Here is a 12,565-nt window from a genome sequence, read left to right as displayed (position 1 = left end):
CGATCACACCCGAGAACGCCGACGCCGGGGAGGACATCCGTTACGTCCCAAGGCATCTCGCCGGAGAACTTCCGGCAGATGACTGGTGGCTGTACGACGATTCGCTGGTCGCCTTCAACGTCGTTGACACCAACGGGTCCGGGGTCGGGGGCGTCACGACCGACGACCCGCAGATAGTCGCCTACTGCCGCAGCATCCGAGACCGGCTGTGGAGGCTGGCTACGCCCTACGCCGAGTTCGCACACGCCACGCTGTGACCAACTCGGTTCATGAACAGCGGGAAGCGCTCGGGAAGCGCCTCCGCGAGATCAGGAAGGATGCCGGACTCACCGGACGCCAGCTCGCCGCTTTGGCGGGCTGGCACGAGTCGCTTGTGTCCAAGATAGAAACCGGCCACCGAACGCCTACCGAGGCGCAACTACGCGCGTACTGTGCCCACACGGACACCAAGGGCCAGTTGTCCGACCTCGTTGCGACCGTCCGCAACATCGAATCGGCGTACCTCGAGTACAAACGCCTGCTATACACCGGCACCAAACGCCGACAACAACAGTCGGTAACGCTTGCCGAACAGGCCAAGCTCATGCGGATCTACGAACCGGTGCTGATCCCGGGAATGCTTCAGACCGCCGAGTACGCTGAGGCGGTACTACGACGGGTCACCGAGTTCTACCGGATACCCAACGACGTAGACCAAGGCGTATCGAAACGGCTTGAACAGCAGAAAGTCCTCTATCGCGGTAATCACCGATTCCACATCCTGATCACTGAACAGTCGTTGTCTACGACCGTGGGCAACGACGAGGTCATGATCGGTCAACTAGACCGGCTCCTAGCTGTCATGGGGCTACCTCGGATGCTGTTCGGTGTGGTGCCGTCGGATGCCGAATGGCTTACGCCTGCAACCAACTTCGTTATGTTCGATGACCGAATGGTGATGGTTGAAGCGATCACAGCAGAGCTGACCATCACTCAACCCCGAGAGATCGCGCTATACGCCCGAGCGTTCGAGACGCTTGCAGGGCAGGCTGTGACCGGCAAGGATGCTCGGGCGTTGGTCGGGACCGCGCTCAGCCGCTGGCGTAGCAAGCCCTAGATTTCGCTCGGTTGTCCGGCTCTTTGAATACCGCTGCGGATGCCATCGACAACAAAGGCCGACGAACCACAATGCGAAAGCCGTTGCCTCGCTGGGCAACGGCTATCACTCGTTTGCGGATCAGGCCGTGGTCGAGACCCGGTTGAACATGCGTCCCGCCATATCCGCGCCCACGATACGGCCGGTTTCGTCGCGGGTGAAGAAACCGCGCTGGCCTTGTAGGCCGCCACCGGTGACGATGTATTCGTCGCGGTTGCCGGGCAGGAGGCCGAGACCGGCTACGGGGAGATCTGGGGGGAGCTCGGCTTCGGATACGGCGCGGACTTCGGGTTTGATTCCGCAGGCCACTGTCAGGCCCGACTCATCGGTGCCGATGGTGAGTGTCATGGCGTCGATTTCGTAGTCGCCGATGATCTCCTCGGCTCGTGCCGCATTGAAGGGGAGCGGTTCGGGATCCTTGTCGATCAAACCGAGGTAATGCTCGAGCGCCCAGCGCGCCACGGCCTGATTGAATTGGATGCCGTCGTCGGGGCCCGCATTGGACATGACGGTGATGGCGAAATTCCGCTCTGGCACGGTGACGAGTTCAGCGAATTGGCCGTTCGACGATCCACCGTGGGCGGCGACTCGCACACCGTCCACGGCGCGCAGGAACCAGCAGATGCCGAAGGCGTCGCCGAGCGAGCTGCCGTGCAACTCGACGGTCTGCTCCTTCATCCGGGCCAACACCTCGGCGGGCACCACGCGTTCACCGCTTTCGGTGTGGCCGTCGCCGAGTTGAAAACGCGCCCACCGTAATTGGTCGGCGACCGAGGAGACGATGCCACCGCCCGGATTATTGGCGCGGGTGTCCTTCCACTGGCTTGCGACCGTCAGCGCGCCGTCCGCACCGCGATTGTGTCCGACCGCGAAACGCCGAGTCATGATCTCGCTCAACAGATAGCGACTGTGCGACAGCCCGATCGGGTCGAGCAATAACTGCGCGACCGCCTTTTCGAAGGTCAGCCCGGTGACCTTCTCGATGACCCGCCCGAGCAGGTTGTACCCGGCCTGCGAATAAGAGGCGCGTGCACCGACCGGCCCAATCTGATCCAACTCCTTCAGTCGCGCCACATACTCGGCCAGCGCGTCATCTCCATCGCCGGTCTCGACGATCAGCCGAATCCCAAGCCCCGCAGTGTGATTGAGCAGATTGAGCACCGTCATCTCCGCCGCTGCCGAATCATCGCCGAGCATCAACTCCGGCACATACCGCCGCACCGGCGCATCCAACTCGACCTTGCCCTCCGCGACCAGCCGCATCACCGCCGTCGCGGTGAACGTCTTACTCACCGACCCCAACACGAACATCGTGTCCCGATCCACCGGCACCGGATTCTCGATACTCGTCACCCCATGCGGGGCGAAAATCTCCCGCCCATCGACCCAAACCCCCACCGCAGCCCCCGGCACCCCGAACTTTGCCGCCATCCCCGCAACGAATTCCCCCAGCTCAACGTCAGTCATCGTCCAACCCTTTCGGTCCTGTCCGCCACCCTGGAGAAGTCCCCCGTGCGGCCTGCCAGAACCATGCCCACCCCCACTGACACGCCGCTGACACGGCGCGCAGAGCTAGGGTCGTACGGAGTCTCAGACGTGATCGTGCCTGTTCGACGTGGGGGTGCCCGAATGCGGATTCCGCGGTCCGGCCATTGGACGGCCGAGGATCTCGATCTCATGCCCGAGAACGGATTGCGATACGAGGTGCTGAATGGTCAGCTCATCGTCAGTCCTGCTCCGACGCTCGGACATCAGTATCTGATCACTTGGTTGGTCCGGGCTCTCGAAAACGCGCTGCCTTCTGGTTCTTTCGTTCTCGCGGGGGTGGGCGTACTGATCGGCGACGACGAGCCCATTCCCGACCTGATGGTGGCGACCGGCCCGATCGACTGGGACGACCGCGGTGTCCCTGTCGAACAGGTGAAACTGGTCGTCGAAGTCGTCTCCAAATCGACGACGCTGCAGGACCGCATGGTCAAGCCCGTGCTCTATGCCGCAGCTCGAATCCCCAACTACTGGCGCGTCGAGATCAATCCGTTCAAAGGTCAGCTCCCCGACGAAAAGTTGCCGATCCTGTTCGCACACGCCCTCGGTGCGGACGACACCTACGAGCGGACGCACCGGGTGGCGGCCGGAGATACCGCCACCCTGCGCAGTCCCTTCGAATTCACCGTGGATCCGGCTTCACTGATGCCCTGAGCCGGACTTATCACGGGCAGGTACGTGTGCGAGCAGTTCATCGACCGACCATTGGTCATCGGCGTGCGCACCGAGTTTGCTCGCGATAACACGTCCGTCGGGGGCGATGAGGAAGTCGCCGGGAAGGCCTAGGCGGCCGCCTTCGGGTTCTGCTGGGGGAGCGGGCTTTTCCTTGCGGAGGACGGCCATGGTCGCGGTGGTGACGCCGCGGATTATGGCGGACCAGGCGCGGGGGTCGAGCAGGGCGCGGGGTTCGGCTTCGATGCCGAATTCGCGGTAGAGGGTTCGGGTCGGGTCGGCGATCAGGTCGAAGGGGAGGTCGCCTTCGTATTTGCGCAATTCGGCTGCGCTGGAATGGAATACGACGACCTCGCGGATATCGGCGGCGAGGATTTCGGCGTGCCGGACCGCGAACGAGCGCAGGTGCAGGTTGCAGATCGGGCAGCCGGCGAAGCGGCGGAACTGCAGGTGGATCAGGCAATCCTGGTCCGGAATCCGAATTGTGCTGTCGGCGATGGTGACCAGTTCTCGGGCGGGCACCGTGGTCGGCATTGGCATGAAAAACTCCCTTCGTAGGTGTACGACGTACGCCTACGACCAGTATGCGCGTACCTTGTACGCTGTCAACCCGTGCCCCGCCCTCGCTCGCTGACCAGCGCCGCCATCGCGGCCGCCGCCGTCGCGGTGCTCGACCGCGACGGTCTGTCCGGCCTCACCATGCGCGCGGTCGCGAAGGAACTCCGCATCGCCACCATGGGCCTCTACCGCTACGTCGCCGACCGCGACGAACTCGAGCTGCTGGTCGTCGACCATCTCCTGGCCGATATCGATCTCACGCCACCGGCCGACCCGGACTGGCGCGACCGCATCGCGGCCCTATTGGACCGCATGCGCACGACGGTATCCGCCCACCCGGCCGCGATCCCGCTGGTCGTGCGCCACCGCCAGTCCGCCCCCAATAGCTTGCGCTGGATCGAGGCGATGCTGACCGTCCTCGCCGATGCGGGTTTCACCGGCATCGGCCGAGTCCTGGCCCAACGCACCCTCATGGCCTTCCTGCTCGGCCACCTCGAGAACGAGCATTACGGCCCACTCTCCGGCGCGGGCACCGCGGCGATGGCCCAACTCATGCCCGCCGACTATCCGCTACTCGTCCAAACCGCCACAGAAGCCCGAAATATAGATGCCGACACCGAATTCCGCCTCGGCCTCGAAACGGTCCTGCGCGGTCTGGCCCCCTGAATCTCGGCTAGTGCCACCAGGGCGGCGTATCTCCGTCGTTGGGCCGGGAACTAGTCATGCGGAGTCCGAGTGCTCTCGAGAACATCACCAGCGGTCAGCTGGCACGGACAAGCCCTGGAATGGACATGGTCGCCCCCATGATGCGGTGACCCGCATCGTTCAGATGCAGACCGTCGCCACTGTCCAGATCGGATCGAATGAAGTCGGGATCATTCGGATCTTCGACAGCGGCAGCCACATCGAACACGGCGTCGAAAATGCGGGTGGTGCGGAGCCATTCGTTGACCGCACGGCGCACCACCCGCCCCTCGGCGACATTGAGGTCCGGATAGATGACGCCTGCGAAGGGGCCGATGGTGTTGGCGTACACCGTGAGTCCGGCCGCATGCGCACGTCCGGCCAATTGCCGGAAACCGGCGATGAGCGCCTCGGCAGACGATGTGCTGTTGTCGAGGATCAGATCGTTGATACCGAAGTTCAGCACGACGTGGGTAACGCCGGGAACTGCGAGCACATCGCGGTCGAAACGGGCCAGTCCGTGTTCGCCGATCTGGTCGGTCAGCAATCGGGTGCCGCCGATGCCCTGATTGAGAACCCAACCGCTGGTGAGGCGTTCGTTGAGGACGTCGACTGAACGATGGTTCGCACCCGATGTGGACCCGACGCCTTCGAACCAGGAGTCGCCGAACGCGACGACGATCGGGCCGTTCGTCGTGGTGAGCACGTCGACACCGGTCACATAGAAGCGCGAGGTCGTCTCCTCGGCTTCGGATAGCGCGAGTGCGGCGACCTGGTCGCCAGCGGCCACGAAACCGGATTCCATCGGCAGATGCGAAAAGGGTGCCAGGCCAGTCTCTTCCGGCAAGTAGATACTCAGCACCAGATCCGTACCCGCCGTCGTCGCGAACTCGACCGGGTCGCTGACGATATCGGCGCCCGCCGGAATGGTCACTGAAACCTCGCCGTCGAAACGCAGCTCGGTATCGGTCTCCGCGACGATCTCCGCCCCGGACTTGCGCACCGCGATCCGTGCCGCGCCGATGGTCACCGGCGTCGCACCATAGCGGTTCGTCAGCCGCACCCGCAGCTGCTCGCCGCCCCCGACCAGGTGCAACACCTGGCGCACCGTCTCATCGGCGAAGCCGCGCGGCTCGGCCAAACGAATCCGCTCGGTGGGGTCGACCAGCGTGGAGCGGAAGCCCGCGACCCAGTGCGAAGAGGTAGTCATCGGATTCTCCATTTAGTTGCGGTGAGGAATATTGCGATGACAACAATCTAGCGCATATGTTCCGCATGTCAACTATCCCCGCCGCAACTATCTCGGCTAAGCTCGCTACCGTGGACGCAGAACTCTTCGACGATCCCAGGCTCACCACCATGGGCCTGCTCTACGAGGCGTACGACGGCCTGACCCGAAAGTTGGAACCGACCTGGAAGAAACACGGTCTGTCCGGCCTCGATGTCAACGCGCTGATGCGCCTGAGCCGTTCACCGGAGCGTCGCCTGCGCATGACCGATCTCGCCGCCCAGACCAACCTGTCCACCAGCGGCGTCACCCGACTGGTCGACCGCCTGCAGCGCAACGGTTTCGTGCGCCGCGAGCTCGACTCGGTCGACCGCCGAAGCTCCTACGCGGTCCTCACCGCCGCCGGTGCGACCCGCCTGGCCCGCGTACTCCCGGACTACCTCGAGGTCATCGAGCGCTGGTTCACCGGTCTGCTGCCCCCCGACCAACTCGACGCCTTCGTCGGCGGTCTGCGCACGATTCGCGACCAGGTGAGTCCGGAAGCCACTGCGCGCGAACCCGACTGAACACCGCACGGCCAGCCGCTCCAGGGCGGATTCCCGGCATTCGGCGAAGTGTGGGGGCAGCGGTCGAATCCGCCCCCGATCACCGTCGCCGAGGTGGCCGGACTCGCCGTGCCAGGTGCGGTTGTGGGATCGAGGCTGTCGCCGTGTGACCGCTACTCGATCGCCGCGGTAAGGCGATTGGTGAGTTCGCGGACGTGGGCAATCAGTTCGGGGGGTTCGTGGATTCGGCAGTTGAAGCCGAAAGTTGCTATGTAGATGGCGAGTTCGTCGAGGGAGTTGGAGCCGGTGCGGAGGAGGCAGCTTCGGTCGTCGATGGCCTCGATGACGCCGACGGTCGGGGCGACGCGTTCTGCGGCGACTTGGGCGGGTACGTACAGGGTGACGCGGGCGACATAGCGGTAGGGGGAAGTCGTTGTGCCACTGGTGACGTAGTGGGCGAGGTCGGTTTCGGGTGGCTCGCGCGGGGTGAAGCGGGGGCCGGTGGGAATGCGCGGGTGCAGGCGGTCGACGCGATAGGTACGCCAGTCCGCGCGGTCGACATCCCAGCCGATGAGGTACCAGTGTCGGCCGGTGTGCACCAGGCGATGTGGTTCGGCGGTCCGCAATGATGTTGTGTCGCTGTGGGTTCGGTAGTCGAAGCGCAGACGGTGATTATCGCGGATGGCACCTGCGATCGCGGTCAGCGCGTCGGGATCGACGGTGGGTCCCGCGGAAGGCACTGTGACGGTGACCGATTGGAGCAGGCTGACTCGATGCCGCAGCCTCGACGGCAGTACCTGCTCGAGTTTGGTGAGCGCTCGCAAAGAGCTGTCCGCGATGCCCGCGATGGTGCCGCCCGCCGCGGTGCGCAGCCCGACGGCAACGGCGACCGCCTCATCGTCGTCGAGCAGCAGCGGCGGCAGTTTCGCACCCGCCCCGAGGCGATATCCCGCCACACCGGCGGTCGCGTCCACCGGATAGCCGAGATTGCGCAACTTATCGATATCGCGGCGCACCGTGCGCACATCGACCTCGAGGCGTTCGGCGAGTTCGGTGCCGGTCCAGTCGCGAGGCGTCTGCAGCAACGACAGCAATCGCAGCAGGCGCGCGGAGGTTTCCAACATGGCTGAAAGTCTGCCGCAAACCTAGGACCGAAGCTGTCCTAGCTGGCTCATAGTGTGGTTCTCATGAGCACAGAAATCACCCCGTTCCGCATCGAAATCCCCGAGCAGCAGCTCGTTGACCTGCGCAATCGTCTCGACAATGCGCGCTGGCCCGCACCGCTGCCCGGCGACGGCTGGGAGACCGGCGTGCCGACCACCTGGCTGCGCGAACTGGTCGACTACTGGCGCACCGGCTACGACTGGCGCGCCGCCGAGGCCCAGCTCAACACCTATCCGCAATTCACCACCGAGATCGACGGGCAGCGCATCCACTTCCTGCACGTCCGTTCGCCCGAGCCCGATGCCATGCCGTTGTTGGTGACGCACGGCTGGCCCGGTTCGGTCGTCGAATTCCTCGACGTGATCGGACCGCTCACCGACCCGCGCGCCCACGGTGGCGATCCCGCCGACGCATTCCATCTGGTCATTCCATCGCTGCCGGGTATCGGATTCTCGGGTCCGGTCGCCGAGAGCGGCTGGACGACCGAGCACATCGGCGCGGCCTGGGCGGAGCTGATGCGCAGGCTCGGTTACGAACGCTACGGCACCCAGGGTGGCGACGTCGGCGCCGCGGTGAGCCCGCAGGTCGGGCGAGTCGCACCGGATCGTGTTGTCGGCGTGCACGTCAACGGTCCCGGACCGATCAATACACAGCAACTCGACGAGGAAGAGTTGGCGAGTCTGACCGATCTCGAACGCGACCGGATCCGGCGCATCGAGGCATTCATGCGCGAGGAGTACGGCTATATCGCGATTCAGTCGACCCGCCCGCAGACCTTGGCGTACGGGCTGGTGGATTCACCGGTCGGCCAACTCGCCTGGATCATGGACAAGTTCCGGGAGTGGACCTATCCGCGAAATGTCGACCCGGACAAGATCATTGATCGCGATCGGCTGCTGACCAATGTGATGCTGTACTGGCTCACCGGCACCGCGGGCTCGGCTGCTTACGTCGTCTATGCACAGGCAGGAACCTGGGGCGCGCCCAAGCCGAACTCCGGTGTGCCGACCGCGGGCCTGGTTCTGGCCCATGACGTCGCCATTCGCCGTTACACCGAAACCGAGAGCACCATCACCCGCTGGAACGATGTGGATCACGGCGGGCATTTCGCGGCCCTGGAGGAACCGGTGTTGCTGACGAACGATATTCGCGAGTTCTTCCGCGACCTGCGCTGAAAAGTTGGGCCTGTTCCGGCATGTCGCGGCCGGAGCAGGCTCACAATCAATGGCAGCACGACGGTGGCAATGCAGAGGTGAGCGCCATGAGTGAGCCGAGACGGATTACTCAGCAACATCGGGAAGACTTCTGGCGGAGCTGCGGCTGGTCACCGGGTCTGCCGGAGGCCGAACGACGCCATATCGAGGAACTCTGGGATGACGAGTCCATCGATATGGCGGAGCTCTTCGGCTGGTAACGCGTGATCAGGCGGTGAGTTCACCTGCCTGCCGCCAAGAGTCGCGCTCGGCGGCAAAAGCTTCGGCTTGGACCGCGCGGAATTCGTCGATGGATTCGGTATTGTCGGCGAGGAACTTTCGATAGTCGGCGAGCGCGAACGCACCATCCTCGGCCCGCACCTGGATCTTGCCCGCCGCGAAATCGCCGCGCAGGTCGAGGAGTTCATCGGCCTCGACCGGATACCAGTGGATTCGGTCGAAATAGCGCAGCAGCCAAGGGGATTCGTCGCTCACGGTGCCGGGGTGACGATGGTTCCAGACTTGGGTTGTGCGGCCGACGAATTGGTAGCCGCCGGGGCCTTCCATCCCGTAGATACACAGGTACGCGCCGCCGATGCCGACGGCATTCTCGGGAGTCCAGGTGCGGGCCGGGTTGTACTTGGTGGTGACGAGCCGGTGGCGTGGGTCGGTCGGGGTGGCGACCGGTGCGCCGAGATAGACGTCGCCGAGACCGAGGACCAGGTATTCGGCCCCGAAGACGGTGTCGTAGACGTCCTGTACCGAAGCCGATCCGTTCATGCGCCGGATGAATTCGATATTCCACGGGCACCAAGGTGCGTCCGCGCGCACGCCGTGCACATAGCGGGTGATCGCCTCCCGCGTCGCTGGATCGTCCCAGGACAGCGGCAGGTGCACGGTGCGGCTCGGCACCACGAGTTGGTCGGAAGCTGGGATGTGCTGTTCGGCCTCGGTGAGCAGATCGAGCAGCGTCGAGACCGGCATGACCGCCGGATCGACGCGGATCTGCAGCGAACGGACACCCGGCGTCAGCTCCGTCACGCCGCGCACACCGATCTCGAGCAGGTGCTGGTGCAAGGCGTGCACGCGGGCGCGCAGCCCGAGATCCAGTGTCATGGCACCGTATTCGACGAGGACGCCGTCATCTCCCTGACGGCGGTAGGTCACCCCGGTCTCGTCGTCGACATCGGTACGGCGCAGCACACCGTCATCGCCGTCGCCGCCGGGGGAGAGGACCGTGGGCCACGCGGCGCGCCTGGCGGGACCGAGTTCGCGAACCGAGGCGGCGCGATCGCTGCGGATCGGGACGAAGCGTACGGCATCGCCGGGGGCGAGCTGACCGAGTTTCCATCGGTCGGCGGCGACCACCGTCACCGGGCAGACGAAGCCGCCGAGGCTGGGTCCGTCGGGGCCGAGCAGGATCGGCGTATCGCCGGTGAAGTCCAGCGCCCCAACCGAATACGGGGTGTCGTGGATATTGGACGGATGCAGTCCGGCTTCGCCGCCATCGGTCCTGGCCCATTCGGGTTTCGGGCCGATCAATCGGACTCCGGTGCGATCGGAATTGAAATGCACCTCGTAGTCGGTGCCGATAATCGTGTCGAAGTCACTGCGGCTGAAGAACTCCGGTGCGCCGTGCGGACCTTCGGTGACGGCCAATTCCCACCGCCGGGACAGGACCGGCTGCTCCTCCATCGGCACTGCGGCCGCCACCCGGCCCTGATGCGCGCCGAGCGGCAGTATTTCACCGGTACGCAATGCGGCGCCCGCGCTGCCGCCGAACTTTCCGAGCGTGAATGTGGCTGCGCTGCCCAGATATCCGGGCAGTTGGATACCACCCGCGATCAGCACATAGCAGCGCATGCCCGGCCCGCTTATCGCACCGATATCGAGAATTCCATCCGCCGGGACCAGCACCGTTCGCCACTGCTGCACGCGAGTCCCGTTCACGGTGACATCGGTCGGTGCGCCGGTGACACACACCCAGGTCGGCGCGGAAAACCTCAGTGCGGGACCGCCGAGTGTGCACTCGAGGCCCGCCGCACCCTCGGGATTGCCGAGCACACGGTTGCCGAGCCGGAACGACAGATCGTCCATCGGCCCCGATGGCGGAACGCCGACGTGCCAATATCCGATCCGCCCCGGCCAATCCTGCACCGTGGTAAGCATTCCCGGCCGTACCACCTGCGCCGACTGCGCTGGATCGATGGCGCGCGTACTGTCGATCGGCATCGCACCCTCGGTGGGGCCCGCAACTTCGCTCTGCGCGACGACCGCTAGGTCGGCGACGGTCATCGAGTCACCACCATTCGCACGGGCGTCGGATCGAAGCCGTTGCAGGGGTTATTGATCTGCGGGCAATTCGATACCAGCACCAATGTGTCGATCTCGGCGCGCAGCGTGACCTTCTTTCCCGGAGCCGACAATCCGTCGACAATGCCGAGGGTGCCATCGGCCTCGACCGGGACATTCATGAACCAGTTGATATTCGACACCAGATCCCGTTTGCCCAGTCCCCATTTCAGCGCCTCGGTGAGGAAGTTCTCCACACAGGCGTGCTGGTGGCGGGTGTGATGGCCGTAGCGCAGCGTATTGGACTCCTGGGAGCAGGCGCCCGCGATGGTGTCGTGGTTGCCGACCTCGTCGACGAGCACGGTCATGAGCGCGGTGCCCGCGTCGGTGCGCAGCACACTTCCCGTCCCGAGGAAGATATTGCGCTGTGCGGTAATGGTGGCCTGGGCGCTGTAGCGGTCGGTGTGGTCGGCCGCCGAATACAGCAGGCAGTCCACCGCCTGATTTCCGTGCAGGTCGATGATTTCGAGCTGGTCGCCCGCGCGGACCACCGTCGACCACGGCGCGCAGGCGGGCACGGTTTCGTCGAGCACGATGGTGCGGGCCGGTGCCGAGATCATGCCCCTACCTCCAGAGTCGCGGCCGTCCAGGCCTGTTCGGTGTTTTCCGCGGCCCGCAGATACTCGGGATCTGAATTATGCTGCACGGCAAGCTCTTCCGGCGCAGACCAGGCGACGATGTCGAGATCCGTCGCGGGCCGGTCATCGAGCGGGTGTGCGGTGTCGGCGACGAGCAGTACCACCGGCAGATGGATGAGCAGGTCGACCGAGGACCCCGCGCCCGCACTACCGGTGGCGGTCAGCGCACCATTGGATTCGACACGCACACCGCGGAAGAAGGACACGGTCGGCCCGATATCCCGTGGCTCGAGTCCCTGCTTGGCCCCCGCGAGGCGCAGCAGCGCACGGCTTTCGGGCGTCGGGCCGCACAGGGTGTCGTGCCGACCGGAGCTGTCGGTGACGACGGTGGCCAGCACCCGGCCCTGATCCGAGAGCAGTGGATGTCCGGTACCCAGATAGGCCTGCCACGGCACCTTCACGGTATCGGCGATATTGAGCCGCTCCCACGGTGCGTCGGCCCGCAGCAACAACACGTGCGCGCATGCCGCACCGTCGGGATCGCGCAAGCGCAGTCTGGTCCCGCGGCCGAGTACGACATTCGCGTATCCACCGGCCGGAATACGTTGTGCGAAGGTGATACTCGCCGCCGCGACGTCATCCGGTAGTTCAGGTCCGGCAATGGTTGCGGCGGCGGCTTGCGACCTCGCATGTGTGCGCGCTCCGGTAGTGGAGGCTGTGCTGGTCATCGTTGTCCCTAAGGTCGTAGTGGGCGACTGGTGCGGCGGCGGTGGGCGTCAGCACCCACCGCCGCGTGCAGGGTCAGGCGAGCTGGGCGGCGGATTCGAGACTTTCGGTGCTCGGCCCCGCATTGACGATCCGATGTACGACAACTCCGACGGCGACCACGATCACCACGAAAAGCGGTGCGG

Annotated in this window: 14 protein-coding genes; 7 read left to right on the top strand and 7 right to left on the bottom strand. The window is 65.0% G+C overall.

Annotated features, from left to right (window positions below; all coding sequences use genetic code 11):
- Positions 1-257, top strand: a 257-nt coding sequence (locus NP3_RS48860; protein ID WP_373864720.1) for a DUF6879 family protein, incomplete at its 5' end; no start/stop codon positions are given.
- Positions 254-1,096, top strand: a complete 843-nt coding sequence (locus NP3_RS01480; protein ID WP_063036983.1) for a helix-turn-helix domain-containing protein — start codon at positions 254-256, stop codon at positions 1,094-1,096. The genes NP3_RS48860 and NP3_RS01480, both read left to right, overlap by 4 nt.
- 120 nt (positions 1,097-1,216) lie before the next feature.
- Here NP3_RS01480 and NP3_RS01475 read toward each other — a convergent pair whose 3' ends face one another.
- Complete coding sequence (locus tag NP3_RS01475) at positions 1,217-2,602, bottom strand: serine hydrolase domain-containing protein (protein WP_063036981.1); 1,386 nt, start codon at positions 2,600-2,602, stop codon at positions 1,217-1,219.
- Between the two features lie 162 nt (positions 2,603-2,764).
- On the opposite strand from NP3_RS01475, the gene NP3_RS01470 reads away from it, so the two are divergent.
- The gene (locus tag NP3_RS01470) at positions 2,765-3,334 is read left to right on the top strand and encodes a Uma2 family endonuclease (protein WP_063036979.1); all 570 of its coding nucleotides are present in this window, start codon (positions 2,765-2,767) and stop codon (positions 3,332-3,334) included.
- On the opposite strand, the gene NP3_RS01465 is transcribed toward NP3_RS01470, so the two are convergent.
- Entirely contained in the window at positions 3,320-3,892 is a 573-nt protein-coding gene (locus NP3_RS01465; protein ID WP_157123986.1) for a peroxiredoxin-like family protein, read from the bottom strand. The genes NP3_RS01470 and NP3_RS01465 overlap by 15 nt on opposite strands.
- 72 nt (positions 3,893-3,964) lie before the next feature.
- Between NP3_RS01465 and NP3_RS01460 the strand changes: the two genes are divergently transcribed.
- A complete protein-coding gene (locus tag NP3_RS01460; RefSeq protein ID WP_063036975.1) occupies positions 3,965-4,576 on the top strand; it encodes a TetR/AcrR family transcriptional regulator in 612 nt (203 codons plus the stop codon).
- 94 nt (positions 4,577-4,670) lie between these two features.
- On the opposite strand, the gene NP3_RS01455 is transcribed toward NP3_RS01460, so the two are convergent.
- Positions 4,671-5,804, bottom strand: coding sequence for a GDSL-type esterase/lipase family protein (locus NP3_RS01455; protein ID WP_063824623.1), 1,134 nt, complete (start codon positions 5,802-5,804; stop codon positions 4,671-4,673).
- A gap of 110 nt (positions 5,805-5,914) precedes the next feature.
- Here NP3_RS01455 and NP3_RS01450 point away from each other — a divergent pair, with 110 nt between their 5' ends.
- Positions 5,915-6,388 (top strand): MarR family winged helix-turn-helix transcriptional regulator, encoded by a 474-nt coding sequence (locus NP3_RS01450; protein WP_063036971.1) that lies wholly within the window; start codon positions 5,915-5,917, stop codon positions 6,386-6,388.
- 152 nt (positions 6,389-6,540) lie between these two features.
- Here the strand turns inward: NP3_RS01450 and NP3_RS01445 are convergent, their stop codons facing one another.
- On the bottom strand, positions 6,541-7,491 hold the full coding sequence (locus tag NP3_RS01445) for a helix-turn-helix transcriptional regulator (protein WP_063036969.1): 951 nt from the start codon (positions 7,489-7,491) through the stop codon (positions 6,541-6,543).
- A gap of 63 nt (positions 7,492-7,554) precedes the next feature.
- On the opposite strand from NP3_RS01445, the gene NP3_RS01440 reads away from it, so the two are divergent.
- A complete protein-coding gene (locus NP3_RS01440) occupies positions 7,555-8,706 on the top strand; it encodes an epoxide hydrolase family protein (protein ID WP_063036967.1) in 1,152 nt (383 codons plus the stop codon).
- Between the two features lie 86 nt (positions 8,707-8,792).
- Complete coding sequence (locus NP3_RS48855) at positions 8,793-8,945, top strand: hypothetical protein (RefSeq protein ID WP_169814426.1); 153 nt, start codon at positions 8,793-8,795, stop codon at positions 8,943-8,945.
- Positions 8,946-8,952: 7 nt separating this feature from the next.
- Here NP3_RS48855 and NP3_RS01430 read toward each other — a convergent pair whose 3' ends face one another.
- From NP3_RS01430 to NP3_RS01420, 3 genes are read right to left on the bottom strand one after another with little or no spacing between them, the layout of a single operon-like run.
- Complete coding sequence (locus NP3_RS01430; RefSeq protein ID WP_063036985.1) at positions 8,953-10,956, bottom strand: 5-oxoprolinase/urea amidolyase family protein; 2,004 nt, start codon at positions 10,954-10,956, stop codon at positions 8,953-8,955.
- A gap of 59 nt (positions 10,957-11,015) precedes the next feature.
- The gene (locus NP3_RS01425; protein ID WP_063036963.1) at positions 11,016-11,636 is read right to left on the bottom strand and encodes an urea amidolyase associated protein UAAP2; all 621 of its coding nucleotides are present in this window, start codon (positions 11,634-11,636) and stop codon (positions 11,016-11,018) included.
- Complete coding sequence (locus tag NP3_RS01420) at positions 11,633-12,382, bottom strand: DUF1989 domain-containing protein (RefSeq protein WP_063036961.1); 750 nt, start codon at positions 12,380-12,382, stop codon at positions 11,633-11,635. Before NP3_RS01420 ends, NP3_RS01425 begins: the two co-directional genes overlap by 4 nt.
- Positions 12,383-12,565: the final 183 nt, after the last annotated feature.

It is taken from the genome of Nocardia pseudovaccinii NBRC 100343, from assembly GCF_001613225.1.
GTDB lineage: Bacteria > Actinomycetota > Actinomycetes > Mycobacteriales > Mycobacteriaceae > Nocardia > Nocardia pseudovaccinii.
This window is presented reverse-complemented; position numbering and strand designations above follow the sequence as displayed.

Bases quoted from the DNA above. Each gene is read 5' to 3' on its own strand.
- NP3_RS01465 (WP_157123986.1), bottom strand. From the start codon at position 3,892: ATGCCAATGCCGACCACGGTGCCCGCCCGAGAACTGGTCACCATCGCC.
- NP3_RS01440 (WP_063036967.1), top strand. From the start codon at position 7,555: ATGAGCACAGAAATCACCCCGTTCCGCATCGAAATCCCCGAGCAGCAG.
- NP3_RS01425 (WP_063036963.1), bottom strand. From the start codon at position 11,636: ATGATCTCGGCACCGGCCCGCACCATCGTGCTCGACGAAACCGTGCCC.
- NP3_RS01455 (WP_063824623.1), bottom strand. From the start codon at position 5,804: ATGACTACCTCTTCGCACTGGGTCGCGGGCTTCCGCTCCACGCTGGTC.
- NP3_RS01475 (WP_063036981.1), bottom strand. From the start codon at position 2,602: ATGACTGACGTTGAGCTGGGGGAATTCGTTGCGGGGATGGCGGCAAAG.
- NP3_RS01470 (WP_063036979.1), top strand. From the start codon at position 2,765: ATGCGGATTCCGCGGTCCGGCCATTGGACGGCCGAGGATCTCGATCTC.
- NP3_RS48855 (WP_169814426.1), top strand. From the start codon at position 8,793: ATGAGTGAGCCGAGACGGATTACTCAGCAACATCGGGAAGACTTCTGG.
- NP3_RS01430 (WP_063036985.1), bottom strand. From the start codon at position 10,956: ATGCCGATCGACAGTACGCGCGCCATCGATCCAGCGCAGTCGGCGCAG.
- NP3_RS01445 (WP_063036969.1), bottom strand. From the start codon at position 7,491: ATGTTGGAAACCTCCGCGCGCCTGCTGCGATTGCTGTCGTTGCTGCAG.
- NP3_RS01420 (WP_063036961.1), bottom strand. From the start codon at position 12,382: ATGACCAGCACAGCCTCCACTACCGGAGCGCGCACACATGCGAGGTCG.